General features: G+C 71.7%; 21 protein-coding genes. 3 read left to right on the top strand and 18 right to left on the bottom strand.

Going from position 1 to position 25,331, the window contains the following annotated elements; genetic code table 11:
- Window positions 1–2 precede the first annotated feature (2 nt).
- From AC6JBM_RS12545 to AC6JBM_RS12530, 4 genes are all read right to left on the bottom strand, one after another.
- Entirely contained in the window at window positions 3–824 is an 822-nt protein-coding gene (locus AC6JBM_RS12545) for a carbohydrate ABC transporter permease (RefSeq protein ID WP_497983772.1), read from the bottom strand.
- Entirely contained in the window at window positions 821–1,687 is an 867-nt protein-coding gene (locus tag AC6JBM_RS12540) for a carbohydrate ABC transporter permease (protein WP_497983771.1), read from the bottom strand. The genes AC6JBM_RS12545 and AC6JBM_RS12540 overlap by 4 nt, the downstream gene beginning before the upstream one ends.
- Window positions 1,684–2,442: a GntR family transcriptional regulator gene (locus AC6JBM_RS12535; protein ID WP_497983770.1), complete on the bottom strand. Its 759-nt coding sequence runs from the start codon at window positions 2,440–2,442 to the stop codon at window positions 1,684–1,686. Before AC6JBM_RS12535 ends, AC6JBM_RS12540 begins: the two co-directional genes overlap by 4 nt.
- Window positions 2,443–2,614: 172 nt before the next feature.
- Entirely contained in the window at window positions 2,615–3,460 is an 846-nt protein-coding gene (locus tag AC6JBM_RS12530; RefSeq protein ID WP_497983769.1) for a helix-turn-helix transcriptional regulator, read from the bottom strand.
- A 102-nt stretch (window positions 3,461–3,562) separates the two neighbouring features.
- Between AC6JBM_RS12530 and AC6JBM_RS12525 the strand changes: the two genes are divergently transcribed.
- Window positions 3,563–4,468: an SDR family NAD(P)-dependent oxidoreductase gene (locus tag AC6JBM_RS12525; protein ID WP_497983768.1), complete on the top strand. Its 906-nt coding sequence runs from the start codon at window positions 3,563–3,565 to the stop codon at window positions 4,466–4,468.
- Between the two features lie 25 nt (window positions 4,469–4,493).
- Here the strand turns inward: AC6JBM_RS12525 and AC6JBM_RS12520 are convergent, their stop codons facing one another.
- The 8 genes from AC6JBM_RS12520 to pdhA all read right to left on the bottom strand — a co-directional run bounded on the left by AC6JBM_RS12520 (window position 4,494) and on the right by pdhA (window position 15,663).
- Window positions 4,494–6,905, bottom strand: coding sequence for a GcvT family protein (locus tag AC6JBM_RS12520; RefSeq protein WP_497983767.1), 2,412 nt, complete (start codon window positions 6,903–6,905; stop codon window positions 4,494–4,496).
- A gap of 39 nt (window positions 6,906–6,944) precedes the next feature.
- Window positions 6,945–7,718, bottom strand: a complete 774-nt coding sequence (locus AC6JBM_RS12515) for a GntR family transcriptional regulator (protein WP_497983766.1) — start codon at window positions 7,716–7,718, stop codon at window positions 6,945–6,947.
- A gap of 22 nt (window positions 7,719–7,740) precedes the next feature.
- Entirely contained in the window at window positions 7,741–8,262 is a 522-nt protein-coding gene (locus AC6JBM_RS12510) for a pyridoxamine 5'-phosphate oxidase family protein (RefSeq protein WP_497983765.1), read from the bottom strand.
- Complete coding sequence (locus AC6JBM_RS12505) at window positions 8,259–9,356, bottom strand: serine hydrolase domain-containing protein (protein ID WP_497983764.1); 1,098 nt, start codon at window positions 9,354–9,356, stop codon at window positions 8,259–8,261. Before AC6JBM_RS12505 ends, AC6JBM_RS12510 begins: the two co-directional genes overlap by 4 nt.
- Before the next feature lie 75 nt (window positions 9,357–9,431).
- Window positions 9,432–12,143, bottom strand: a complete 2,712-nt coding sequence (locus AC6JBM_RS12500; RefSeq protein ID WP_497986449.1) for a beta-L-arabinofuranosidase domain-containing protein — start codon at window positions 12,141–12,143, stop codon at window positions 9,432–9,434.
- Between the two features lie 146 nt (window positions 12,144–12,289).
- Window positions 12,290–13,462, bottom strand: coding sequence for a dihydrolipoamide acetyltransferase family protein (locus AC6JBM_RS12495; protein WP_497983763.1), 1,173 nt, complete (start codon window positions 13,460–13,462; stop codon window positions 12,290–12,292).
- Window positions 13,455–14,450: an alpha-ketoacid dehydrogenase subunit beta gene (locus tag AC6JBM_RS12490; protein WP_497986448.1), complete on the bottom strand. Its 996-nt coding sequence runs from the start codon at window positions 14,448–14,450 to the stop codon at window positions 13,455–13,457. Before AC6JBM_RS12490 ends, AC6JBM_RS12495 begins: the two co-directional genes overlap by 8 nt.
- Before the next feature lie 91 nt (window positions 14,451–14,541).
- A complete protein-coding gene (pdhA, locus tag AC6JBM_RS12485; RefSeq protein ID WP_497983762.1) occupies window positions 14,542–15,663 on the bottom strand; it encodes a pyruvate dehydrogenase (acetyl-transferring) E1 component subunit alpha in 1,122 nt (373 codons plus the stop codon).
- A 104-nt stretch (window positions 15,664–15,767) separates the two neighbouring features.
- Between pdhA and AC6JBM_RS12480 the strand changes: the two genes are divergently transcribed.
- Together AC6JBM_RS12480 and AC6JBM_RS12475 are read left to right on the top strand one after the other, a co-directional pair.
- Window positions 15,768–16,205 carry an Lrp/AsnC family transcriptional regulator gene (locus AC6JBM_RS12480; protein WP_497983761.1) on the top strand — a complete coding sequence of 146 codons (438 nt, stop codon included), beginning with the start codon at window positions 15,768–15,770 and terminating at the stop codon, window positions 16,203–16,205.
- Between the two features lie 10 nt (window positions 16,206–16,215).
- Window positions 16,216–16,656: a TIGR03618 family F420-dependent PPOX class oxidoreductase gene (locus AC6JBM_RS12475; protein WP_497983760.1), complete on the top strand. Its 441-nt coding sequence runs from the start codon at window positions 16,216–16,218 to the stop codon at window positions 16,654–16,656.
- Between the two features lie 3 nt (window positions 16,657–16,659).
- On the opposite strand, the gene AC6JBM_RS12470 is transcribed toward AC6JBM_RS12475, so the two are convergent.
- From AC6JBM_RS12470 to AC6JBM_RS12445, 6 genes are all read right to left on the bottom strand, one after another.
- Entirely contained in the window at window positions 16,660–16,944 is a 285-nt protein-coding gene (locus AC6JBM_RS12470; RefSeq protein ID WP_497983759.1) for a hypothetical protein, read from the bottom strand.
- A gap of 15 nt (window positions 16,945–16,959) precedes the next feature.
- Complete coding sequence (locus tag AC6JBM_RS12465; protein WP_497983758.1) at window positions 16,960–17,082, bottom strand: hypothetical protein; 123 nt, start codon at window positions 17,080–17,082, stop codon at window positions 16,960–16,962.
- A 21-nt stretch (window positions 17,083–17,103) separates the two neighbouring features.
- A complete protein-coding gene (locus tag AC6JBM_RS12460) occupies window positions 17,104–17,817 on the bottom strand; it encodes a hypothetical protein (RefSeq protein WP_497983757.1) in 714 nt (237 codons plus the stop codon).
- 206 nt (window positions 17,818–18,023) lie between these two features.
- Window positions 18,024–18,263, bottom strand: a complete 240-nt coding sequence (locus AC6JBM_RS12455; protein ID WP_497983756.1) for a hypothetical protein — start codon at window positions 18,261–18,263, stop codon at window positions 18,024–18,026.
- 73 nt (window positions 18,264–18,336) lie between these two features.
- Window positions 18,337–18,936: a hypothetical protein gene (locus AC6JBM_RS12450; protein ID WP_497983755.1), complete on the bottom strand. Its 600-nt coding sequence runs from the start codon at window positions 18,934–18,936 to the stop codon at window positions 18,337–18,339.
- 265 nt (window positions 18,937–19,201) lie between these two features.
- The gene (locus AC6JBM_RS12445; protein WP_497983754.1) at window positions 19,202–25,324 is read right to left on the bottom strand and encodes an RHS repeat-associated core domain-containing protein; all 6,123 of its coding nucleotides are present in this window, start codon (window positions 25,322–25,324) and stop codon (window positions 19,202–19,204) included.
- Window positions 25,325–25,331: the final 7 nt, after the last annotated feature.

Below are 25,331 nucleotides of genomic sequence, written 5' to 3'. Positions count from 1 at the left end.
GTTCAGCCCTTCACGGCGCCGGCGGTGAGGCCGGCGACCAGATAGCGCTGCAGAACGGTGAAGCCGATGACGACGGGAAGAGAAACGACGAGCGAGGCGGCCATCAGGTCCGGCCAGGCGGTCTCGAACTCGCCGAGGAACGTGTTCACCAGACCCGGCGGCAGCGTCTGCTTGTCCGGACCGGCGAGCGTGAGCGCGAAGATGAAGTCGTTCCAGCCCCGGATGAACGCGAACAACCCCGTCGCCACCAACCCCGGCAGCGACACCGGCAACAGAATCCGATGGATGATCGCGCCCTGCCCGGCCCCGTCGACCTTCGCCGCCTCGATCAGCTCGTCCGGGATCGTGTCGAAGAAGCCCTTCAGCATCCACACGCACAACGGCAGCGTGAACGTCGTGAAGGACAGGATCAGCGCGAGGTACGAGTCGCGCAGGCCGACGGCGCTGAACACGAGGTACAGGGTGATCAGCAGCACCGCCTGCGGGAACATCTGCGAGGCGAGCACCAGGTACATGAGCGCGCGCCGGCCGCGGTAGCGGAACTTCGCGAACGAGTAGCCCGTGTAGGCCGAGACGACGACGGTCAGCACGGCGGTGACGGCGGAGACGAACAGGGAGTTCAGCAGGTACCGCAGCAGCTTGGGGTTCTCGAAGATGCTGCCGAAGTGCTCGAACGTGATGTGGTCGGGGAAGAAGTGCGGCGGGAAGCGGAACACGCCCTGGGTCGGGGTCAGGGCGGTGACCAGCACCCAGTAGACGGGGCCGAACGCGAACACGCCGATGACCGCGATCGTGCTCGCGGCGAGCCAGGGCCGCCGCCTCACGCCCGCTCACCCCGCTCCGACAGCCGGACGTAGACCACGACCAGGGCCAGGATCAGCACGAGCCAGAGGGCGCCGAGCGCGCTCGCCTTGCCGAGGTCGAAGGCCTTGAACGCGGTGTCGTACACGGCAACGGCGAACGTCGTCGTCGAACCGGCCGGACCACCACCGGTGAGCACATAGATCATGTCGAAGTGCTGCACATTCCAGATCACCTCGAGCAGCACGACAATCCCGAGAATCCCGCGCAGATGCGGCAGCGTCACATGCCAGAACCGCGCCACCGCACCGGCACCGTCCAGCGCCGCGGCCTCATGCAGCGCCGACGGCACCGTCTGCAGACCCGCCAGCAGCATCACCATGATCCACGGAAAGCTCGCCCAGCTCTTGGCCACGATGACCGCCGCCATCGCGGTGCCGGGCCGGCTGAACCACGAGATCGGCTCGTCCGTGATGTGCAGCGTCGTCAGCACCCCGTTGAGCAGCCCGTAGTTCGCGTTGAAGATCCACAGCCAGACGAACGAGACCACGACGCCGGGGATGACCCACGGGAACAGGAACAGTCCCCGCAGGACGGCCCGGCCGCGGATCCGGGCGTTGAGGGCGAGGGCGAGCGCGAAGCCGATGACCACCGGCACGACCGTCGAGGCGACCGTGAACACGAGGGTGTTCTGCAGCACCGGCCAGAAGTTCTGCGACAGTACGGCCCGGAAGTTCTCCAGGCCCACGAACGACCGGCCCGGCAGCACCAGGCTCTGCCGGAACAGGCTGGTGCTGAGCGCGCCGGCGAGCGGGTAGAGCACGACGGCACCCAGCAGCGCGAGGGCCGGGAGGGTCAGCAGGAAGCCGAACGTACGGTCCTTCATCGGGGCTCCTCGGTCTGCGCCACGCTCGGGTGGTCGTCGTCGAGGTCGATCAGCTCCGGGTCGAGGTGCGCGCGCAGCTCCACGCCCAGCTGCCACTCGACGTGGTCGCGGGCGGCGCGCTCGGCGTCGTCGGGGTCGTGGCGGCGCAGGGCGTCGAGGATCGCGGCGTGCTCGGTGATGACCTGACCCCAGGCCGGATCCACGCGCACGCCGACGCGGTAGTGCTGGACGCGCAGCAGCGCGAGGTCGGTCATCTCGCGCAGCGTCGCGTAGCGGGTGGCGGTGGCGATGCCGGTATGGAACCGCCGGTTGAGCTCGGACATGGGGGTGAGCCGCCCGCGCTCGAACTGGAAGCGCATCTGCTCGTGCAGCTCCCCCAGCTCGTCCAGCTCGCCGTCGCCGATCGTGGTGGCGGCGACCCGGGCCGCCAGCCCCTCCATCGCGCCACGGGCGAGGTAGACGCCGCGCATCTCGCGCAGGGACAGCGGGGCCACGTGCGCGCCCGCGTGCGGGTTGGGCTGCACGACGAGCCCCTGGCCGGTGAGCTTCTGGATGGCCTCGCGCAGCGGGATCTTGCTGATGCCGAGCGAGCGGGACAGCGCGTCGATGTTGATGCGGGCGCCCGGACGCAGCTCGCCGGCGAGGATGGCCCGACGGAGCCGGTCGTACACGACATCGGCCTTGGTCTGGAAGCCGTCGAGCCGTTCCACGCCATCTCCCCAGGTCAGGCGATCGTCGTATACTATCGATCGCATGCGACGCAGTGTTGCACCGCAACCGGACACAGCGCAAGAGCTCGATGCAGATCCGCCGCGGGCGTGACGTCGCCGGGTCAGCGGTTTTGTGCGGCGGCGGCGCGCAGCAGCTTTGCGCGCGCGAGGCCCACCGATCGGCACGGCGACGGCACCGGCGGCACCGCCGGCGCCGTCAGTCCACGAGGGACTGGGTGCCGAGGACGATCGCGAGCGCGAGCCGCTCGGCGTCCTCGGTGCCGGGCTCGGCGGTGTAGACGGTGATCCGCAGGTCGTCCTGGGCGACGAGGAGCGCGTCGCAGTCCAGCGTGATCCGGCCCACCGCCGGGTGGTCGACGACCTTGCGCTTGGACGGGTCCGGCGGCGGGGGCGGCGCCTCGGCGTTCCAGAGCTCGCCGAAGCGCGGGCAGGCGTCGGCGAGCTCGCCGATGAGCCGGCGCAGGGAGCGGTCGGCCGGGTACCGCGCCGCCGTCAGCCGCAGGTCCGCGACGAGCCGGGCCTCGTGCTCGGCCTGCTCCCGCGGCGTGTGCACGACCCGGTTGCGCGGGCCGGCGAGGTTGCGCCAGATGGCGTTCCGCTCGAGGCCGCGCCACGTCGTCGTCTCGCCCATCAGCGCGTCGTAGGCCGCGTTGGCCAGCACGAGCGTCCAGGTGGCGTCGTAGACGACGACCGGCGTGTACGAGAGCCGGTCGAGCAGCCGCTGCACGCTCGCCGTGACGCGCGACGGCACGACGTCCCGCCCGGGGGTGGCGTGGCCGGCGAGACGGTACAGCAGATCGCGCTCGGGGTCGGACAGCCGCAGGGCCCGCGCGAGGGCCTCGACGACCTGGGCCGAGGGCGCGGTCGCCCGCCCCTGCTCCAGCCGCGTCAGGTAGTCGGCCGAGATCCCGGCGAGCGCGGCCAGCTCCTCGCGGCGCAGCCCGGTCGCGCGCCGGCGCCGGCCCACGGGCACGCCGACGGCCTCGGGCGTCACCCGGTCCCGGCAGCGGCGCACCATCGCGCCGAACTCCCACGACTCCATGGGTCCAGTCTGCGCGCGGGCGCCGCCGCTGTCCTGGTCCTGGCAGTCCTACGACAACGCGACGGCTGCCTAACGCCCGGGCCGGGGCCGCACAGTCGGGACATGACCACCACGCTGATCACCGGACCGACGCGGGGCCTCGGCCGGGCCGCGACCCTCGCCCTGGCCGCCAAGGGCTCCGATCTCATCCTTCTGGGCCGCAGCGGCGGCGCCCTGTCGCAGATCGCCCGCGAGGCGCGCGCACTCGGCTCCACCGTGCACGAGGTCGGCGTCGACCTGGCCCGCCTCGCCGACGTGCGGGCCGCCGCCGCGACGGTGCGCGAGCTGCTGGACTCCGGCGCGGCCGGCCCGCTGCGCGCCCTGGTCGCCAACGCCGGAGCCATGTCGGCCGATACCCGCACCGCGTCCGCCGACGGCTACGAGCTCACGTTCGCCGTGAACTACCTGGCGCACGCCCAGCTCATCGGCGACCTGCTCGGCTCGCTCACCGAGCCCGCGCGGATCGTGCTGCTCGGCTCGAACACGTACCACCAGAACTTCTGGCGACGCCTGCTGGGCGTGGCCCCGGCGAGCTGGGGCGACCCCGTCGACATCGCCCGCCCGGCGACCGGCGGGGAGCACCCGGGGATGCAGGCGAGCGGCACCGCGTACTCCAACGCCAAGCTTGCCCTGCTGTACTACGCCCACGAGCTGCAGCGCCAGGCCGGCCCCGGCATCGCGGTGTCCGTGTACGAGCCCGGCTGGATGCCCGGCACCGCCCTGAGCCGCGACGCGCCCGCGGCGTTGCAGGCCGTCGGCCGCGCCCTCGGCCGCCTGCCCGGCGTCGCCACCCCGCAGCGCTCGGGTCCGCAGCTCGCGTCGATCGCGCTCGACGAGCGCTGGTCCCACCTGCGCGACGGCGCGTTCGTGGTGCGCGGCAAGGTGACCGAGGTGCAGCCGATCGCGCACGACCGCGACCGGGAACGCCGCCTGTGGGCCGCGACCGCGGAACTCCTCGCCCGCGCGTAGGAGCCGTTCGCCGACCGCGGGCTGCTCACCGCCTGACGCGCTCGCCCGCGGGGTCGAAGGGCGCACGGCGGTGCACGGCGACCGGCACGAGGGTGCCTCCGACGTTGACCTGCCAGGCGCCGCCGTCGCTTGGCCGCACGTAGGCGAGGGCGACGCACGCGCCGAGGGTCTCGCCCCACGCCGCGGACGTCACCTGCCCCGCCGGCACGCCGTCGCACAGGACCAGCTCGCCGCCCCACATCATCACGTCCGGGTCCCCGGCGACGAGCGACACCAGGCGCTGCCGCGGGCCGTCCGCCTTGGCCCGCTCGACGGCCTCGCGGCCGAGGAACGGGATGCCGGAGCCGAGCTTGCAGGCGAACAGCAGGCCGGCCTCGGCGGGGTTCGTGTCCGGGCGCAGGTCGGAGCCCCAGGCGCGGTAGCCCTTCTCCAGCCGCAGGGAGTTGATCGTGTAGTAGCCGGCCTGGGTGGCGCCGGCCTCCACCAGGTGCTCGTAGACGCCGGCGGCGAACTCCGACGGGACGTACAGCTCCCAGCCCAGCTCCCCCACGTAGGTGATCCGGGTCGCGCGCACGGTGGCGTGGCCGAGGTCGAGCTCCCGGCTGGTCGCGAACGGGAACGCGGCATCGGAGAGGTCGGCCCGGGTCAGCGCCTGCAGCAGGGCGCGCGAGTCCGGCCCCATCACCCCGTAGACGGCGTAGGCGGAGGTGACGTCGGCGACGGTCACGTGCCGGTCGGCGATGTGCCGGCGAATCCAGTCGCGGTCGCGCTGCACCGAACCGGAGCTGGTGACGAGCAGGTACTCGTCGCGGGCCAGCCGCGTGACGGTCACGTCGGACTCGTAGCCGCCGCGGGCGTTGAGCATCCCGGTGTAGACCGCGCGGCCGGTCTCCACGGCGACGTCGGCGGTGCACAGCCACTGCAGCAGGTCCTCGGCGTCGCGGCCGGCGACGAGCAGCTTGCCGAACGACGTCTGGTCGAACACGGCCACCGACTCCCGGGTCGCCCGCTGCTCGGCGGCCGACCACTCGAGCCAGCCCGGCTTGCCCCAGGTGTACTCCACCTGCCCGTTCGCGTTCGCGGGGGCGAACACGTTCACCCGTTCCCAGCCCATCTTCGAACCGAAGACGGCGCCCGCGGCCGCCTGCAGGTGATAGGCGGGCGAGCGGCGGAACGGCCGGGCCGAGGTCAGCTCCCGGTTGGGCCACGGCACCTCGTAGTGCAGGCCCAGGATCTCCGCCACCCGGTCGTGCAGCCACTGGTTGTTGCCGTGGAACGGCGCGAACCGGCGGATGTCCACACTGGACAGATCGCTGGTCGGCTCGCCGCTCACGATCCACTCCGCCAGCGCGCGCCCGGCCCCGCCGGCCGAGGCGATGCCGACGGAGTTGAAGCCGGCCCCGACGAAGAAGTTCCTGACCTCCGGCGCCTCGCCGAGGATGAACTGGTTGTCGGGCGTGAACGACTCGGGGCCGTTGTAGAACTTCTTGATGCCGGTCTCGTGCAGCGCCGGGATGCGTTGCTGGGCGTTGTCCATGAGGATGCCGAAGTGCTCCCAGTCCTCGTCGAGGAGCTGGAACTCGAAGGGGTAGGGCAGCCGGTCGGGCGCGACCCAGGGCTTGGCCTCGGGCTCGAACCCGCCGACGACGAGCCCGCCCACCTCCTCCTTGAAGTAGGTGTACCCGTCGGGGTCGCGCAGGATCGGCAGCATCCGGTGCACGCCCTCGATCGCCTCGGTGACGACGTAGAAGTGCTCGGCCGAGTGCAGCGGCACGTTGACCCCGGCGAGCGCGCCGACGGCCTTGGCCCACTGCCCGGCGCAGTTGACGACGATCTCGGCCTCGATGTCGCCCGCGTCGGTGCGCACGCCCGTGACGACGCCGTCGCGCACGTCGACGCCGATCACGCGCACGCCCTGCGCGATGGTCGCGCCGCGGTCGCGGGCGCCCTTCGCGAGGGAGTTCGTGACGTCGGTGGGGTTGGCGGTACCGTCGCCCGGCAGCCAGATCGCGCCCACCAGGTCCTCGGAGGCGAGGATCGGGTACAGCTCCTTCGCCCGCTGCGGGCTGATCAGCTCGCACTCCAGGTCGTAGGCGGCCGCCGACGCCGCGGTGCGCTCCAGCTGGACCATCCGGTCCGGGGTGCGGGCGACGGTGACGCCGCCGCAGCGCTTGAAGCCGGTGCCGAGCCCGGTCTCCCGCTCCAGCTCGCTGTAGAGCCGGGCGGAGTACTGCACCAGCCGCGTCCCGCTCTCCGTCGAGCGCAGCTGCCCGACGAGCCCGGCCGCGTGCCAGGTCGTGCCGCTGGACAGCCGCCCCTGCTCGACGAGCACCAGGTCGGTCCAGCCGAGCTTGGTCAGGTGGTAGGCGACGCTGGCCCCGATGACGCCACCGCCGATCACGACGACGCGGGCGCGGGACGGCAGGGCGCTGCTCATGCCCGCGACGCTAGCAGCGCTCCCCCGGCCTGAAAAGGTCTAGACATTAACGCTGAGCGAAATGCGGACCCGGTCGGGGCGGAACAGGTCGGTGGCGTGCTCGACGGCCAGCCCCGCCGCGGTGTGGACGGTCCGCTCGATGCGCATGAGCGGGCTCTGCGCGGCCACCCCGAGCAGCCGCGCCTCCTGCGGGCCGGCGATGACCGGCTCCAGCGACTCGCGGGCGGTGTGCGGGTGCTGCCCGTAGCGGCGGCGCAGCAGCTCGTACAGCGAGCCGGTCAGCCGCTGCTCGAGCAGGTCGGGAAACGGCTGCACCGGGAAGTAGGAGCGCTCGAGCGCGAGCGGCGCCCGCCGGGCCGTGCGGACCCGAACGATCTCGTGCACCGGCGCGTTCGGCCGGACCCCCAGCGCGGCGGCGACGGCGGCACCGGCCGGCACGGTCGCGGCCGAGACCATCCGCGCCCCGGCGCGCACGTTGGCGCGGCGCATCTGCTCGGTGAAGCCGGCGAGCCCGGTGAGGTCGCACTCGATGCGCGGCTCGCTGACGAACGTGCCCCCGGACCGCCCCGCCTTGCGCACGACCGTCCCGAGCGCCTCCAGCGAGGCCAGCGCCTGCCGCAGCGTCATCCGGCTGACCCCGAGCCGGGCCGCGAGGTCCTCTTCCCGCGGCAGCCGGTCCCCGGGCACGAGCTGCCCGCGCCCGATGACGCCGGCGAGCCACTGTTCGATCTGGGCGTGCACCGGCGGCCCGCCGCGGGCCGACCAGCGGGGCACGGCGGCCAGCCAGTCAGCACCCGGCTCAGCGGCGGTCACGACACGAACAGTAGCCGCGGGGTCAGGCCCACCGGTAGCGGGTCTCTGACGACTCCGGGCCGGCCGCGAAGGCGAACGCCTTGTCCGGCCGGACCCGGTAGAGCTGGACGGTCCCGGCCCGCACGGCGCCGGCGAGGTGATGCCAGGTTCCGTCCTCGCGGGTGATCTGCCAGCCGTAGGCCTCCTCGAACGCGGTCGCCACGGCCTCGCGGGTGTCCTCGTCGGTGACCAGGCTCGCCGTGCCCTCGATGACGTAGTCCACGCCGGTCAGGGTTGCGGTGCCGGCGGTCAGCACGCAGTGCCGGTTGGCGCCGAGGTTGCGGGCCTTCTGCTCCTCGTCGCCGGTGGTGAACCACATCGCGCCGTGCGCCCAGATCGCCAGCAGCGGTGTCACGTGCGGCCGGCCGTCGGGGCGCACCGTGCACAGCTGGAACTTCTGGATCCGGCGCAGTGCCCACTCCGTCGCCTCCCACGGCACCGGGGCGGCGCCGGCGGAGGAGTACGGGCCGAGGCTGGTCCGCGGCGGGGCCGGGTCGCCGGTCATGGTCGCTCCTCGTCTCGGGCGAGATGGTCGGCCAGGATCGCGGTGACCGACAGGGCGGTGTCGAAGTTCGGCAGGAGCCGGGTCTTCGTCAACGCGAAGGCTACGCCCCGCGCGGGGTCCGCGTAGGCGTAACTGCCGCCGCCGCCCGGCCATCCGAAGGCCGCGGAGCGCTCCTCGGCCGGGGCGCCGATCCGGCCGAGCGGGAAGCCCAGCGCCATCCGCGCCGGCGTGCCGAACACCCGGTCCGTCCCCTCGAACGCGAGCGCGGACAGCTCCGCCAGGCGCGCGGCGTCCACGAGCCGGCCCCGCAGCAGGGCGTCGAACATGGCGGCCAGGCCCCGCGCGGTCGCGCTGCCGACCGACGGGATGTCGGCCCGCAGGATGCCCTCGTCGTTGCCCAGATCCGCGCTCGGCCCGCTCTCCCACGGCACAAGGATCCCGTCCGGGAGAGCCGGTCGCTGCCGCGCGGGCTGCTCCAGGCGCGCGAAGCCCGGCAGCGCCTCCGCCGGAGCGCCGAAGTACAGCTGCCCGTCGATGCCCAGCGGCGCCGTGACCCACTCCCGGAGCAGCTCGTGCATCGACCGCCCCGTCGCGCGGCGGGCCAGCTCGCCGACGAGGAAGCCGAAGGTGTACGAGTGGTAGCCCGTCGCGGTCCCCGGACGCCAGCGCGGCTCGGCGGCGGCCAGCGCGGCACACACCCTGGGCCAGTCGGGCAGCTCGGCCGGGGTGATCTCGCGCGGCATGGCCGGAAGGCCGGTCGTGTGGGTCAGCACGTGCCGCAGCGTCGTCGTGGCCTTGCCGTGCCCGCCGAACTCGGGCCAGAGGTCCGTGACCGGGGTGTCGTAGCCGAGGAACCCGCGCGCGACGAGCAGGTGCGCGATCGTGGCCGCCATGTTCTTGCCGGTGGAGAAGCTGAAGATCGGCGTGCCGGAGGTGAGTGGGCGCCCGGTGGCCGGGTCGGCCGAGCCGGCCACCGCGTCGACGACGAGTGCGCCGTCCCGGTAGACGGCGACCTGCACACCGGTCTCCGCGCCGGTGCCGACCAGCGTGTCGATGTACCGCTGCACCCGTTCCTGGATCTCACCCCTCGGCACGGCCCTCCCGCTGCTTGCAGTTTGCAACCACAAGCAGCCTAAGCCGAGCGGTGGCGGCTCGCAATCACTCGGCGCTCACACGAACCTCCACAGGTGGTCGTCGGTGCCGTTGTCGTCCCAGATCAGCACCTGGGCACCCTCGGCCGTCGAGGCGCCGTTCACGCCCAGGACCCGGCCGCCGTTGGCGGACTGGATGCGGAAGTAGCCGTTCGCGCCGTAGCGCAGCCGCCAGCGGCGGTCGTTCGCGCCGGTGTCCGGCAGCTGCACGGCCCGGGCCCCGTTCGCGGTGCCGTTGTTCTCGACGCCGAGGACCTTGCCGCTGTTGCCGTTGCGCAGGCGCAGCCAGCCGCCGGTGTCCACGACCGCGGTCCACAGGTGGTCGCTCGTGCCGTTGTCGCCCCACTGCACGAGCAGGGCACCGTCCGCCGTGGACATGTTCGTGACGCCGAGGAGCAGGCCGCTGCGCAGGTTCTGGATGCGGCGCGTGCCGTCGGGCAGGAAGCGCCACAGGTTGTCCGCCGAGCCGTCGTCCGGCGACTGGACCGCCTGCGCGCCCTGGGCCGTCGAGCCGCCGAGGACCGCCAGCAGCTTGCCGCTGTTGACGTTGCGCAGCCGGTGGGTGCCGTCGCCGTTGTCGGCGATGGTCCACCGGTGGTCGGCGGTGCCGTTGTCCGTCCACTGCAGCACGTTCGCGTCGTCCGCGGTGGACATGCCGGTGACGCCGAGGACCTTGCCGCTGTTGAGGTTGCGCAGCCGGACCGCGGTGCCGTCGAGGACGAGCTCCCAGCTGTGGTCGGGCGTGCCGGTGTCGCCCCACTGCAGGGCGAGGCCGCCGTCCGCGGTGGACATGTCCCGCACGCCGAGCACCAGGCCGCTGGCGGCGTTGGCGAGCCGGAACGTGGACGCCGCGGCGCCGGTGCTCCAGTAGACGGTGTAGTTGAAGCCCTGGGCGTCGTGGAACGGGCCCAGGCCGACCGTGGCGTTGTTCGCCGTGGCGGTGAACGTGAGCGCCGTCGTGCTCGTGCGGGTGACCGACGACGGGGTCAGCGCCGGCAGGGCGGACAGGGCGGTGGTGCCGTAGTTGCCGGCCAGGACGACCGGGCCGTAGGTGAGCGCGACGACGTTGGCGTTGTCGTTCGCCGCGCGGACCGCCACGGCCATGGGCAGCCGCACGGTGACCGTGTCGCCGGAGGTCCAGGTGCGGGTCAGCGAGGCGTAGGTGCCGGGCGTGGCCGCGACGGACTGGACGGTGCCGTTGACGCTGATCGTGGCGCCATCCGCGGGAAGGGGTGAGGTCCAGGCCGGGATGCGCACGCGCATGGTCCACGAGCCGCTCGCGGTGCCGGTGACCGTCAGGGTGGTGGTGTCGCTCGCCGGGTAGGACGTGGACTGCGTGACGGTGATGCCGCGCTGGGTCCAGGTCAGCACCGAGGGGACGAACAGGTTCACGGTCAGCGTGGTGCCGTTGTAGAAGTAGATCGAGTCGGCGAGCTTCGTGTTCACCTCCACGCCGGTGCCCTGGCAGCACCAGAAAGAGTCGTAGTCGGTGCTCCACGTGCCGCCGCCCCACGCCGGCCCGACCCCGCGGCGGCCGCCGGGCTTGAGCGGGGTGAAGTAGGTGACGTGGCCGTGGGCGTCGGCCGGGTTCTGCGCGCCGATCACGTGGTTGAGCAGGGCGCGTTCGAAGAAGTCGAAGTAGGCGGCCTGCTCCGGCTGCAGCAGCCACAGCTCGCGGGTGAGCTTGAGCATGTTGTAGCTGTTGCAGTGCTCGCAGGTGTCGTTCGTCAGGTAGCCGGCGATGGCGTTCGGGGCGCGGAAATGCTCGGCCTGGCTGTTGCCGCCGATGACGTACGAGTGCGCGCCCGTCGCGATCGCCCAGGCGTTGACGGCGATGTCCCGGTAGCGGGTCGTGCCGGTCGCCTTGTACTCCCGCGCGGCCCCGATCCACTTCGGCACCTGCGTGTTGGCGTGCAGGCCGTTGAGCTGGTCGGTGTTGGACGCGAGCGGGTTGAACACCGCGGCGTGGTCGAAGCGCTGCGCGGCGGTGAGCCAGCGGGCGTCGCCGGTCTGCTGGTAGACGTCGGTGAGCACGGCGTTCATGCCGCCGAACTCGGTGCCGAGCACCGCCTGCATCTGGCTCGCGCTGAGCCGCCCGGTGCGGGTGTCCACCCAGCCGCACAGCGCCAGCAGCACATCCCTGGCCTGGGTGCCGCCGATGTACCGCCACACGTCGAGCAACCCCGCGAGGGTCTTGTGGATGCAGTACCAGGGGACGTTGCCGTTGCTCAGCGTGCCCGACTCCAGCGCGGTGAAGTCCGACTCGGGGAATCCGGACAGGTATCCGGCACCGAATCCCGCGGCCGCGTTGTTGCCCTGGCAGGCGGCCAGCCCCGCGACCATCGCGTTCGCCTTGTCCCGGCAGGTCGTGTCGCCCAGCGTCGCGTAGGCCTGGGCCCAGGCGCTGAGCAGGTGGCCCTGCATGTGGGTGCGGAACGGGAACGTCGGCGCGTCCCAGCCGCCCGTCGCCGCCGCGCCGTTCGTGGACAGCCGGTGGTTGGACCGGAAGTTGTAGAGCATCCGGTCGACGTCGAGGAACCGCAGGTACGCCAGCGTCCGGCTCTGGTTGTCGAGGAACCGTCCGGCGGTCAGCCGCACCTGGCTCAGGTCGAACGGGTAGGCCGCGACGCCGATGTCGGCGCGGGCGGGCGCGAGCGCCGCGGCGGCGGGCGGCTCGGCGAGGCCCGCGGCGGCGCCGGCCGCGATCAGCGAGGCGCCGCCCGCGCGCATGACGGCGCGGCGGCTCACGGGAGAGGTCAGCACGAGTCCTCCGATGTTAGCGCTCACATCGTGGCGGTGAGGTGAGCGCCGGGAGACGGGTTGGCGGAATGCTGGCCAGTCTTAGCGATGTGTGCCGATGTGTCAATACGCGCGCGTCACAGGTCTCCGAGGGCGGTCAGGGGCGACTCGACGCAGTCGGCGACGTAGCGCAGGAAGCCGCCCGCCGCCCCGCCGTCGCACACGCGGTGGTCGAAGGCGAGGGTCAGCTGGCTCACCTTGCGCACCGTGAGCTGCCCGTCGACGACCCACGGGCGGTCGATGATCCGGCCGATGCCGAGGATCGCGACCTCGGGGTGGTTGATGATGGCGGCCGAGCCGTCGACGCCGAAGACGCCGTAGTTGTTCACCGTGAACGTTCCACCGGTCAGGTCGGCCGGGGCCAGGGTGCCCTCGCGCGCGGCCCGGGTGCGCCCGGCCATCGCCGCCGACAGGGCGCGGGTCGCCAGCCGGTGCGCGTCGCGGACGACCGGGACCACGAGGCCTCGGTCGGTCTGCGCGGCGATTCCCAGGTGTACGTGCCGAGGTATGACGATCTCGTCCCCCTCGACGCGGGCGTTGAGCTCGGGATGGCGTGCGAGACCGAGCAGCGCGAAGCGCGAGAGCAGCCCGAGCAGGCTCACGGGATGCTCGGGGTCGCGCGCGTTGAGCTCGGCCCGGGCCGCGAGGAACCCGGTCGCGTCGACGTCGACCCACACGGTCGCCTCGGGGATCTCGCGCCGCGACCGGCTGAGCTTCTCGGCCGCGGCCTTTCGCAGTGCGATCCGCCGCTCACCGACGGCGACCGGCCCGGCAAGCGCCTTCTCGACGTCGGCACGGCGGATCAGACCCTCCGGCCCGGTGCCCACCACCTGCTCGAGATCCAGTCCGCCGTCGCGGGCGAGCCGGCGCACGAGCGGCGAGATGACCCGCACGGGACCCCGGTGCGGCACGGCGGCAGCGGCGCGGCGGCTCCCGCGCCGGCGGCGGGTCTGCGTGGTGGTGCCGTAGCCGATGAGCACGTTGCCGCTCACGACACCCGGCTCCTGGAGCCCCTCCACCGGCGTGACCGTGATCAGCGGCGCGCCGACCCGGACCATGGTGCCGGGGGCGGCGTGCAGGGCGGTGACGGTACCGGCGAAGGGAACCGGCACCTCGACCGACGCCTTGGCCGTCTCGACCTCGACGACGGGCTGGTCGACGCGCACGGTGTCGCCGACGCGCACCATCCAGGACAGCACCTCGGCCTCGGTCAGGCCCTCGCCCAGGTCGGGCAGGCGGAAGTCAGGCATGGTCGTCCCACTGCAGCTTGGCGACGGCGTCGAGGATGCGGTCGGCGTTGGGCAGGTGATGGTGCTCGAGGTGCGGCGGAGGATAGGGGATGTCGAGGCCGGTCACGCGCAGGATCGGGGCCTGCAGGTAGTGGAAGCACTGCTCCTGCAGGCGGGCGACGACCTCGGCGCCGTACCCGCCGAACCGCGCGGCCTCGTGCACCACGACGGCGCGGCCGGTCCGGCGCACGGAGGCGGTGACGGTGGCGTCGTCGAACGGCGACAGGCTGCGCAGGTCGATCACCTCGAGGTCCCAGCCCTCCTCGACGGCCGCGTCGGCCGCCTCGAGCGCGGTGGCGACCGTGCCGCCGTAGGTGATGACGGTGGCGTCGCGGCCGGGGCGCCGCACGAGCGCCCGGTCGATCGCGGGGCCGTCGGGCGTGAGGGGCTCGGTCTCCTTGGACCAGTACCGCCGCTTGGGCTCCAGGAAGATGACCGGGTCGGGGCAGGCGATCGCCTGGCGCAGGAGCCGGTACGCGTCCGACGCCGTGCCGGGCGTGACGACCCGCAGCCCGGGCGTGTGCGTGTAGTACGCCTCGGACGAGTCGCAGTGGTGCTCGACGCCGCCGATCCCGCCGCCGTACGGCACCCGCACGACGATCGGCAGCTCCACCTTGCCGCGGGTCCGGTTGCGCAGCTTCGCGAGGTGGCTGGTGATCTGCTCGAAGGCCGGGTACGCGAACGCGTCGAACTGCATCTCCACGACGGGGATCATCCCGTTCATGGCCATGCCGATCGCGGTGCCGACGATCCCGGACTCGGCCAGCGGGGTGTCGAAGACCCGGCCGTCGCCGAACTTGGCCGCGAGCCCGTCGGTGACGCGGAAGACGCCGCCGAGGGTGCCGACGTCCTCGCCGAACACGAGCACCCGGGGATCGTCGGCGAGCGCGTCGGCCAGGGCGGCGTTGAGCGCCCCGGCCAGGCTGACCTCCGTCGGCCGCTCCACCATGCTGGTCATGCCGTCACCTCCGCAAGCTCCGGCGCCGGCACGAGGAAACTGTGTTCATGATGAGCGGCCCCTCCGCTTCGCTCCGGACCGCTCATGCCGCCCCCTCCGCGATCTCGGCCAGTTCGCCCAGGAGCTCGGCCCGCTGCGCGACCAGCGCCGGGGTCGGCTTCGCGTACACGTGCTCGAACAGCTCGGCGGGGTCGAGCACCGCGTCGGCGTTCATCTGCTCGCGGGCCGTCGCCGCGAACCGCTCGGCCTGCTCGGCGAAGTCGGATGCGACGGCGTCGTCGAGGATTCCGGCGGCGCGCAGGTACGCGTCGAGGCGGCTCAGCGGGTCCCGCCGCAGCCAGGCCTGGACCTCCTCGGCCTCCCGGTAGCGGGTCGCGTCGTCGGCGTTGGTGTGGGCCTCGATGCGGTACGTCAGGGCCTCGATCAGCGTCGGGCCCTCCCCCGCCGCGGCGTGCGCGATCGCCTCGGCGACCACCGCGTGCACGGCGGCCGCGTCGTTGCCGTCGACCAGGCGGGAGCGCATGCCGTACCCGACGCCCTTGTACGCCAGCCGGGGCGCGGCGGTCTGCTTGTCCAGCGGCACGCTGATCGCGTAGCCGTTGTTCTGCACCAGGAACACCACGGGCGCCTTCCACACCGCGGCGAAGTTCAGCGCCTCGTGCGTGTCGCCCTCGCTGGTCGCGCCGTCGCCGAGCAGCACCACGGCGACCTGGTCCTCGCCCTTGAGCCGCGCGGCGTGCCCGAGGCCGACCGCGTGCAGGGTGTTCGTGGCCAGCGGGGTGCACTGCGGGGCGACGCGGTGCTCGTGCGGGTCGTAGCCGCAGTGCCAGTCGCCGCGCAGGAGGGAGAGCACCTCGGCCGGCGGGACGGCGCGGGACACGATCGCCACGGAGTCGCGGTACGTCGGGAAGAGCCAGTCCTGCTCGCGCAGCGCGAGGACGGCGCCGACCTGGCACGCCTCCTGCCCGTGCGAGGACGGGTACACCGCGAGGCGGCCCTGCTTGGTGAGCGCGGTCGCCTGGGCGTCGAAGCGGCGCCCGATCGTCATCCGGCGGTACAGCTCCAGCAGGACGGCCGCATCGGGCATGGCGAGTTCGCCTGGGCGTGCTTGGCCCTCGGCGTCGATCAGGCCGAGCGGGGTGGTGCTCGGCAGCAGCGCCTCGATGGTGGTCACCGTCCAGATTTTCGGCCCCCGCCTGGCCATCGGTCCAGGTCATGACTACATTCGAAGACGAATGGCTCTCTGGTACGGTCCGCCGGCTCCAAATGTTCGATCCGGCGGCCCGGCGACGGCGTGTGAGGAGACGGATGGCCGAGCTCGACGACGTTGACCGGCGGATCGTCCAGGCGCTGCGGGCCGACGGCCGGGCGTCGATGCGCGCCCTGGCCGAGGCGCTGCACATCTCCCGCGCGAACGTCTACGCGCGCGTCCAGCGCCTCGAGGCCGACGGCGTGATCACGGGCTATGCGGCGACGATCGATCCGCAGCGGTACGGCCTGGGCGTGGCCGCCTACGTGTACGTGAACATCTCGCAGCACTCCTGGAAGGCGGTACGGTCGCGAATCCTGGCGCTGCCGGAGGTGGACCACGCCGCCCTCGTGTCGGGCTCGCACGACCTGGTGCTGCTCGTGCGCACGCGCGACACGACGTCGCTGCGCGAGCTGGTGCTGACCCACCTGCAGGGCATGCCGGAGATCACCTCGACCGAGACGGTGCTCATCTTCGACGAGCTGCGCAGCCCGTAGGCTTTCGGCCATGACAACGCTGGAGGAGTTCGCCGCGCTCGCCGCGCGGGAGCACGGCCTCGTGGTCGTCTCGACCGTGCGGGCCGACGGCACCGTCCAGGCGTCGGTGGTGAACGCGGGGGCGATGGCGCACCCGCTGACCGGGACGCCGTCGCTCGCCTTCGTCACGTACGGGAAGGTGAAGCTCGCCAACCTGCGTGCCCGGCCCCGCGTGACCGTGACGGCCCGGGCCGGCTGGGAGTGGGCCACCCTGGAGGGCACCGCGACCCTGATCGGCCCGGACGACCCGGCTGCGGGCGTCGACGCGGACCGGCTGCGCCTGCTGCTGCGCGAGGTCTTCACGGCGGCGGGCGGGGAGCACGACGACTGGGACGAGTACGACCGGGTGATGGCCGAGCAGCACCGCACGGCCGTGCTCATCGAACCGGCCCGCGTCTACAGCAACGGCTGAGGCTCAGGCCTCGATCTCGGCCGGGGTCCCGGGCTCGAGCCAGCGCACCGGGGCCGAGCTCGCGGCGAACGCCCGCTCGGCGGCGGCCCGGCCCTCGCGGAAGTGCTGCCAGCCCTCGTAGTGCACCGGCAGGTCGACCGCCGGGCCGGCGAGCTTGCGGGACGAGGTGCCCCAGCCGAACGTGTACCGGCGGCCGGGCGGGTCGAACGTCGGATCGGTCAGCAGCCGCCAGCCGCCGACCTCGATCAGGACGGTGGGACCGCCGACGTGCGTGACACGCATGGTCATCGTGCGCCGATGGTACTAGGGCGTCCGCGGGGTGTCGCCGTGCACGCGCTGCTCGTCATCGGGATCGTGACGATCGTGGGCGTCCTGCGCACCGGCCTCGACGCCGCACACGGCCGGGGCGTCCACGGCACGTTCCACGTCGACGAGCGCCGGCCGTGTTTACAGATCGATCGGGACGGCATCAACCCAATAGGCGCGATTCCCGTCGCGTCGGTCGTGAAGTTCCTGGACCCGCCGCTCGGCCTCATGCCTTGTGAGGAACGCGGCCACCGCGCCGGGACGGTTCTCCTCTTCGCTGCCGTGCTGCACGACGTACAACCAGCGCCCCTTGTCGCCGGCATCGACCGCGGTCGCCAGTTCCTGCACCGAGGCGTACCTGGCCGTCAACTCCCCATCGGGCCCGCCTCCCAACACTCCGAGCCGCCAAGGAGGTGTACGGCCGTCGGAGAGATCGGCGGCGAAGGGACTCGGCTCCCAATACTCGCCGTCGTCCTCACAGAACCCGGTGGCGAGGCAGACGATGTGGTCGCCGATCCCGTCGGGGCCGACCAGTTCGAGCACCTTCTCGTCCCCGTGCGATCGAGACATCCTGCCGAGGATCTCCTCCGCAATCGGCTCGGTGGCAACCCTCACCCGCAACGTCGGGTAGCTCAGCCGCCTCAGGTACAACGCATCCACCGGCTTGAACAGGAGATCAACTCTCGTGCGTGGCCAAGCATCGAGATCCGCGTCCGTGTCCGGGTCGTACTTCACGCTGCGGAACAGCAGTTGGCTGTGCGATCCGGAATAGCCCCAGAGTGAGAACGGCCGGTCCCACTCGAACAGCACGGCCCCAGGCCGCATCTGGCGGTCGACGACCCATTCCCTTCGCATGGCGCGGAACCCTATCGCGGTTCGGGCGACCGCAGCGTCAGGATTTAGGAGCCGCGTTGTTACGCAGCGACTGCTTCGACGGGTTCTCCCGGCGGCGAACGTGACACCAAGGCGGACGAGGGCGACGAGGTTGGCGCGTTGACCGCCCGCCGTTCCGCAGAACCGACGGCTGCCCGACATGGGCTCTCGCGACTATGCCTGTTCTCCTACTCCTCGTCACGAAGCCGTGATCGGGCCTGCTCGACCAGTTCGGCATAGTTCGCCGAGAACAGCTGGACCAGTTCACGCTCGAGCAGGCAGGTCAGGTTCCACAACGCCCGCTGTTCGGCCTGATCTTCGACGAGGTCACCGAAGCGGTCGGTCTGCTCATCGATGCGCCCCAGCCATTCGAACAACACCAAGGCCTCGTCCTGGGTGAGGCTGATCCGCACATCGTCCTGCTCCACCAGCGGAGCTTATGCCGCCCTCGCCGTGTCCACAGCGACGACACCCGACCGGTGCGGCACCACCCGTGCCGTCCTACGAAGTGGTCGTCACGTCGAACACCGCAGCTCGGCCGGTTGCTCCGCACGCGTAGGCGATGCGCGCGTCCACCGGCCTCAGTTCGACGTCGAGGGTGGCGGGCTGCCAAACCAGCACGAATTTGCCGGAATCTGATGTCTCCAATGTCACGGTGGTTTGGTAGTCGCTCAGGAAGCTGGAATTTTCGGTGATCCGGCCCCAGGCGTTTATCGTTCCGTTCGCAATGCTGTGGTCGCTCGCCCAGCCGAACAATTGCCAGTCGCGCCCGGTGTGCACCGCGAACTGGATCTGACAGTCACGGTCGATACGTCCTCGGATGGTCCAACTTCCGGTCATGAAGACGGCCGGTCCGGTCGTGCGGGTCAGCCGCGCGCCGTTCAGACTCTCGAAGTGCCTTGCCTGGGCCTCGCCCGATGGCGATTCCAGCAGCTCCGACGACAGCGCGGCCTCAGCCGAGATCGACGGAGCCGTGAACAGTTCGCGCCAAGCTGCGATCCCCACCGAAACGACGGCGGCCAGCGACAAGGCGATGACCGCCGCGGCGTACCGCTGCGGCAGCCATCGGTGCCTCGTGTCCACGGCCGGCGAGTTGGTCATCCCCGGGTATGCCCGCCTGGCACACCACCGTTGCCTCCGACGGCTGGCTGGTGCGTTCCCAACGGTTCTGGGTGGTCGACCACTGAACAGATAGGCGCCAAAACCCCCACTCCGATCCCATTCACCGCCGTGCTCGCCCCACCCTAACCAGACCTACCGAACCCGAGTTTCACCTTTCAGAGCGGTACGGCCGCCGATCCGGAGGCAGCCACCACGAGCGGTAGCGGGCGGCACCGGCCGTAGCCGGCGCCGCCCGTCGATCACGTCACTTGCAGCTACCGACGAGACAGGTGCTCCACAGCGAGTGGGTGTAGCTCACGCCCGCTCCCTTGACGGGTCCGTTCTCGGTGCCCAGCCAGCCGCCGGCCGGGTTGGTGCCTACCGAGACGTCCCAGTCGCTCCAGTCCGGGGCTCCGTTCGGCTTGAGACCGACGCCGGCGCCCCACCGGCCCACCGAGCCGGAGACCGACGCGGCCTGCCGGCCGCTCGACTTGTGCGCGTACCCGACGGTCGGGAAGCTGAACCCCAGGCCGGCGCTGGTGGAGACGGCGTTGCTCAGGCTCAGCTTGCCGTTCTGCCACTTGGCTTTCCAGCAGACCTTGTGGACGCAGAACGACTCCGTGACGAAGACGTGTTTCCACAGATAGCTCTGGATGGTCTGGCCTTTGGGACCCGGGTACTTGCCGCACTTGCGCATGTACGGGTCCGCGCCCGCGCAGTGGTTCCACGCATCCACCTTCTTCTTGAGTGCGGCCGCCCTGGCCTTGGCGATCTGCTCGGCCCGCCGCTTCGCCGCCGCGTACTCCCGGGCGGCCGCCCGGGCCGCGGCCTGCCGCCTCGCGTAGTCGCAGCTGTCGCAGTAGTGCGTCTGCGCCTTCTTGGCCTGGTACCTCTGGTAGTCGCAGCCGTCGCAGTAGTGGTGACTGGCCGGGCTGGACGCCTTCTTCTTCTTTTTCGATCCGGACGACTTCTTCTTCTTCGGCGCCGGGGCGTTGTCGTAGCCACCGCAGCCGTCGCAGTAGTGCCCGCCAGGCAGCACCCGCCACTCACCGTCCGCGTCGTTCATCGTCACGGGAGTGTTGTTCGCGTACGCGTACGCGTTCATCTGCTGCGGATCGCTGGGATCGATGATCGGGTCGACCGAGAGGAAGCGCCCGGTGTCCGCGTCGTACTCGCGGGCGCCCAGCTGGGTGAGGCCGATCGACGAGTCCACGTTGCCGCCGACGTAGCCACGGTCCGTCGTCCAGGTCGGGGCTGCCCCGCGCAGCTCGCCGAACGGCAGGTAGCGGCGCTGCGTGACGGTCAGGTCGTCGGCGTCGATGGACAGTTGCGCCGTACCCATCCGGTCGGCCGCCTCGAACGTCAGCCCTCCGGACGTCGTGCGCACCGCCGTGACCGAGCCCAGCGCGTAGTACCGGGTGGCGGACAGGGCGCTGGTCGACCTGGTGAGCTTCAGCTCCGCCGGTCCCAAGTAGACGGTCACCGCGCCGGGATCCCGCCGGATCAGGCGGTTGCCGTCGGCGTCGTAGAGGTACTCGGTGGTCTTGCCGCCCTCCACCACCTTGCTCAGGTTGCCCTCGGCGTCCCAGGTGAGGATCTGCGCCGAGCCGGCCACGGTACGCCCGGTGGTGTTGCCGTCGGCGTCGTAGGTGAAGCTGTTCGTGGTCCCGGAGGTGGTGACAGTGGACAGCGCGTGCGGCCGGCTCGCCCCGGCCGCCGGGTAGGTCGAGGTACTGGTCGTGCCCGTGCCCGTGGTGGTGTTGTAGTTGGTCTCGGTCAACCGGTTGCCGGTCTTGTCGTACGTCCAGGACTGCCAGTAGGGCGCGGGGCCGCCCAGGATCGCCGCGCTCGGCGAGGTCGCGCACCCGTTGGTCGCTGTCCACGCCGACGTGAGCCGGCGCAGGTAGTCGTACCTGAAGCACTGGGTGTCCGCCGCGCCGCCGGCCGGGGTGTCGGCGATCCGGGTGACGTTGCCGGCCGCGTCGTACGTGTAGTTGACGTCCGAAACGTGCATCGGCGCCACGCTGCGGTCCACGACCGCCCGGGTGAGCCGGTGGGTCGAGTCCTCGTAGAAGAAGGTCTGCGCCACCTGCTTGCCACTCACCGACTGCAGCGTGTACTGCAGCGGCTCGTCGTACACCGAGTAGGTCGCCGCGGTGAGCAGCGTGGACAGCCCGGTCTGGGCGGTGGTCAGCCGTCCGTCGGAGTCGTAGCTGTACCGCAGGGTCTCCGCGGTCAGCCCGCCCATCGCCGGATAGGTCACGACCTGCGTCTGGCCGGTGTCGGTGTACCCGGTGTTGAACTTGTAGGTGCCCGCCAGGCTGCCCTCGGCCGGCGGGATCGTCACCGAGGTCCCCAGCGGGCGGTACCTGGTGTCGTAGTTGGTGACCGTCGTGCTGTACGCGGCGCCGCCGACGTAGCGGGTCGACCCGGTCGGCTGCCCCTTCGCGAGGGTGTCGTACGTCCAGTCGGCCAGCCTGGTGCCGGACGTGGACCCGCTGTACTCCGCCGTCTTGCGGCCCAGCGGGTCATAGGTGTACGCGAGCGTGTTGCCCTGGGCGTCGGTCGTGGTCAGGAGCTGGTCGGCGTTGTCGTAGGTGTAGGTCGAGGTGCCCTTGTCCGGGTCGACGTCGGTCACCTTCCGGCCCCGCAGGTCGTAGGTGTACTTCCAGACGTTCCCGGCCGCGTCGGTCACGCTCGCCAGGTCACCGCCGGGCGTGTAGGTGTACGTGGTCGCGTCGTAGCTGCCGGTGGCCGCGCCCGACGTGTACTGGCGCAGCTCGGTGGTCTCCCCGTCCGCGTTCGTGATCGTGGTCGTGGCGGTCCCGCCGGCCGGCGGCGTGACACTCGTTCGGTCCCCGCCGTAACTGGTCGTGGTGCGCCACTTCTCCGTGCCGTACGAGAGGAAGATCTTGGTGGTTTCCCGCTCGTCGCCGTCGTAGACGGTGACCATCTGCCCCGGAACAGTGTTGTCGGTGACGGTCAGCAGCGTGGTGCCCGCGGTCCCGTCGTTCCAGTAGGCCCCGTTCTGCTTCACCAGCAGGCCCCGGGAGTCGTAGAAGTCGTCGGTGACGATCCGGCCGCCGCCGGCCGCCGGGCTCTGGGTCTGCCGCTGGCGCAGCTGCCCGTCGAAGAACGCGTACTGCGACTGGTAGGTGCCGTCGTCGCGGATGGTCTGGGTCGTGACGACGTTCGGCGCGGCCGTCTGCACGAGGTAGGTGAACTTGTAGCTCGCCGAGGCGCCGCCCAGCTTGGACCGGTCCGCCAGCCACACCGCGCTGAGCCGGCCGAGCGGGTCGTAGGTGAGGTCGGTACGCCGGTTGTTCGGGTCGACGATGACGGTCTCGCTGCCCCAGGCCGGCTCGAAGGTCGTCGTCGTCACGTGCCCCATCGCGTTGGTGACCGTACTCGCCGTGACCGGGCCGCCCGACGCCGGCGTGAAGTCGGTCTTCGTCTTGGCGTCGAGAGCATCGTATTTCTCGATCACCCGGCCGTAGCGGTCGTAGACGGACCGCTCCGACTGCACGTACACCGGCGTGCTGCCCGAGTAGGACGCCAGCTCCTGTTTCAGGGTCTCCTCGCCCCGGGTCGGTGCCGATCCGAAGGTCGTGGCACCGTCGTAGAAGGTCCGCACGTCGGAGATCACATTCGACGGGTACGAAGGCGTGGTCGTGCACGCCACCGACACCCGCTCCTGCCGCACCACGTAGCTGGTCAGCCAGGCCGACGTGTTGCGGGCATAGGTGGTGCGATTGCACTCCTCGTCCCCGGTCACCGACGTGTCGCCCAGGTCGTTGGCCTGGACCGGCATCCCGTACGAGTCGAAGGTGGTCTGCACCTCGGTGCGCCGCCAGCCGCCCGCCGCGAGCGCCAGCCGGGTGCGCTTGCGGGCGACCCCGACGAGGTACGCCTTGGTGCTGCCGTGGGTCGAGGTCGGCGACGAGATCCAGGGGTCTGCGATCGCCCCGTCCAGCACGCTGCCACCGGCCCCGCTGTAGCTGATCTCCTCGCGGGTGAAGCCGGCCAGCGCCGGGCTGTCGGTGACCGCGGTGCCCTCCGAGTCGGTGACCGACACGCTGCGCGTACCGTTTGTCAGCTGGTCCCCGTTCATGCCCCGGAAGTACAGCGTCTCGGTCTGCGACGGTGCCTGGCCGGCCGCACCGTGCGTCACGCGCACCCTGCCGTACCCCCGCCACTCGCTCCAGCTGCGGTACTTCGCCGGCGTCAGCTCGTTGTCGTCGTGGTGCCAGGCGGCCCCGCCGAGGTACTCGTAGTCGGTCTCCTCGATCCCGGCCAGCCCGGACTGGTCGTCCTCGAGCACCTGGATCGGCACGTACTTGTGGAACCAGTCCAGCTGCGGGGAGAGGGCACCCTCCGGCACCCAGTACGCCGGGAAGCAGCGCTTGGTGTTGGAGTCCGGGGTCGGTGCGGCCGCCCGCGTGCACTCCTTGGCCGAGTAGTTGACCCGGGTGTGCCCGCCGGACTCGTCGTAGATGTCGGTGACCCGCCACTTGTACATCGGCGGGATGCCCTCCTCGGCATCCACCCGGTTCTCCAGCTGGGTGCCCTCGAACGTGACCGCCGGCAGCGCGCTGGTGCCGCCGACCTTGCCGGTCCGGGTGATCGAGGCCAGCCACAGCGCCGGCGAGGTGCCGTCGCCGGGGTCACGGAACTCGTAACCCAGCGCCCAGCCGTCGACGTCCTTGTAGGTGGTGCCGGAGACCAGCACCTGGGTGGTGACGCCCGCCAGCCGCTTGCGCGACCAGAACGTCGGCGCGTACAGGTTGGTGCAACTCGCACCGGAGGCGCACGCCTGGTCGTACGGGGTGTCCGGCCAGTTCTTCGCGGTGTCCTTGGTGATCGCCCCGGTGCCGCAGGTGGCACCGGCCGCGCACCGCTCCTCGACCGCGAGGTTCACCCGCATCGGGGCCGCCGCCGAGTACATCGTGTCCGCGCGCTGCCCGTAGTCGATACGGCTCAGGTACCCGGCGCGGACGTATGAGGTGCCGGCCGACGCGGTCAGGTTGCGCCCGTAGGAGTTCGTCTCGGTCGTGTAGAAGTACGACATCGCGTTGCCGTCCGGGTCCACGACATAGTCCAGATTCCAGCGGTACGCCTGAGTGCAGTACGAGGCCGCGAAGGTGGACGCGTGGCACGGCTCTCCCGCGTCGTTGCCGAACACCGGCGCGGTCCACGCCGAGTTGGTCACCTCGTTGCCGCTCGCCCACCCCGGCAGCCGGTTGAGCCCGTAGTAGAACTGCGTCCCGTCCGGCGCGGTGACCCGCCAGTACTCGCCGTCGTTGTCGCCGTTGGTGGCCCCGGTCAGGTGCTCGATCCGCGACCCGTCGTCCTGCTTCTTGCGCCACACCCCGGTGCTGTCGTCCTTGACCAGCTCGACGGCGTCGCCGCCGGCGGCCAGGAACGCGTTGTCCGTCTCCCAGCACAGGTCGTACGGCTTCGTCGTGGTGGAAACGTCGTCGGAGCACGACTTGTAGCGCCGCTCGATGAAGCCCTCGCTCAGGTCCCAGCCCTCGCCGACCCAGGAGGACTGGTTGTTGGTCGCCGCGGTCCGGCCGTCCACGCTGCCCGAGGAGTAGCGCAGGTCCAGGTCCGGCTCCGGGCCGCCCAGCGACGGGGGCACGTCCATCGGGTACGTCCACGCGAAGTCGCCGGACGAGCCGCCCGCCTCCCACGACGACGAGGCGGACAGCTTCGTCGCCTTGTAGTCGCCGGCGCTGCCGGCCGGCGCCGCGGTCGCCGCGAGCGTGGTCACCGTGCCGCCGGTGAGCGAGACGTCGGCGGTCAGCGTGCCCTTCGCCGTGGCGTTGTCGGTGTCGACCGGCGTGCCGGCCTGGCACTCGGCGCGGGCCGGGGTGCTCAGCGCGCACGCCGGCAGCTGGACCAGCCGCAGCCGGGACGCCCAGTCGCCGCCCCACGCGTTGCGGAACGACGAGTAGTCCACGGTCACCTTCGCCTGTCCGGGGCTGTCCCCCTTGACCTGGAACAGCAGGCCGTCGACGCCGGCCCGCTCGGTGGCGGCCCGGTCGAGCACCTCGACCGTCGCCTTCCCGCCGGTCGGCCTGCTCAGGTACACCGGCAGGCGGCCGGCCCGCGCGCGGGTGGCGCCCAGGGTCACGTCGGCGGCGCCGGCGGCCGGCCAGTCCACCTTCGCCGGGGTACGCAGCACCGACTTGTCGGCGGCGGGCTTCGCGGCCTTCGGCGTGAAGTTCTTGCCCGGCACGGATCGTTCGTTCTGGGCGGCGGTCTTCCACTGCACCGGCGCGGCCTGCGCCGGCGTGGCGGGCACCGCCTCCTGGCCGGCGGCCACCACGGCCACCGCCAGCACTCCGGCCAGCACGCGCCGGCTCACGGTTCGGTGTTTGCGCATGATCGGT

This window comes from Dactylosporangium thailandense (assembly GCF_059739745.1).
This window is presented reverse-complemented; position numbering and strand designations above follow the sequence as displayed.

Bases quoted from the DNA above. Each gene is read 5' to 3' on its own strand.
- pdhA (WP_497983762.1), bottom strand. From the start codon at position 15,663: ATGGCCAGGCGGGGGCCGAAAATCTGGACGGTGACCACCATCGAGGCG.
- AC6JBM_RS12530 (WP_497983769.1), bottom strand. From the start codon at position 3,460: ATGGAGTCGTGGGAGTTCGGCGCGATGGTGCGCCGCTGCCGGGACCGG.
- AC6JBM_RS12500 (WP_497986449.1), bottom strand. From the start codon at position 12,143: ATGCGCGCGGGCGGCGCCTCGCTGATCGCGGCCGGCGCCGCCGCGGGC.
- AC6JBM_RS12525 (WP_497983768.1), top strand. From the start codon at position 3,563: ATGACCACCACGCTGATCACCGGACCGACGCGGGGCCTCGGCCGGGCC.
- AC6JBM_RS12450 (WP_497983755.1), bottom strand. From the start codon at position 18,936: ATGACCAACTCGCCGGCCGTGGACACGAGGCACCGATGGCTGCCGCAG.
- AC6JBM_RS12535 (WP_497983770.1), bottom strand. From the start codon at position 2,442: ATGCGATCGATAGTATACGACGATCGCCTGACCTGGGGAGATGGCGTG.
- AC6JBM_RS12460 (WP_497983757.1), bottom strand. From the start codon at position 17,817: ATGCGAAGGGAATGGGTCGTCGACCGCCAGATGCGGCCTGGGGCCGTG.
- AC6JBM_RS12540 (WP_497983771.1), bottom strand. From the start codon at position 1,687: ATGAAGGACCGTACGTTCGGCTTCCTGCTGACCCTCCCGGCCCTCGCG.
- AC6JBM_RS12470 (WP_497983759.1), bottom strand. From the start codon at position 16,944: ATGACCATGCGTGTCACGCACGTCGGCGGTCCCACCGTCCTGATCGAG.
- AC6JBM_RS12490 (WP_497986448.1), bottom strand. From the start codon at position 14,450: ATGGTGGAGCGGCCGACGGAGGTCAGCCTGGCCGGGGCGCTCAACGCC.
- AC6JBM_RS12445 (WP_497983754.1), bottom strand. From the start codon at position 25,324: ATGCGCAAACACCGAACCGTGAGCCGGCGCGTGCTGGCCGGAGTGCTG.
- AC6JBM_RS12520 (WP_497983767.1), bottom strand. From the start codon at position 6,905: ATGAGCAGCGCCCTGCCGTCCCGCGCCCGCGTCGTCGTGATCGGCGGT.
- AC6JBM_RS12495 (WP_497983763.1), bottom strand. From the start codon at position 13,462: ATGCCTGACTTCCGCCTGCCCGACCTGGGCGAGGGCCTGACCGAGGCC.
- AC6JBM_RS12510 (WP_497983765.1), bottom strand. From the start codon at position 8,262: ATGACCGGCGACCCGGCCCCGCCGCGGACCAGCCTCGGCCCGTACTCC.
- AC6JBM_RS12480 (WP_497983761.1), top strand. From the start codon at position 15,768: ATGGCCGAGCTCGACGACGTTGACCGGCGGATCGTCCAGGCGCTGCGG.
- AC6JBM_RS12475 (WP_497983760.1), top strand. From the start codon at position 16,216: ATGACAACGCTGGAGGAGTTCGCCGCGCTCGCCGCGCGGGAGCACGGC.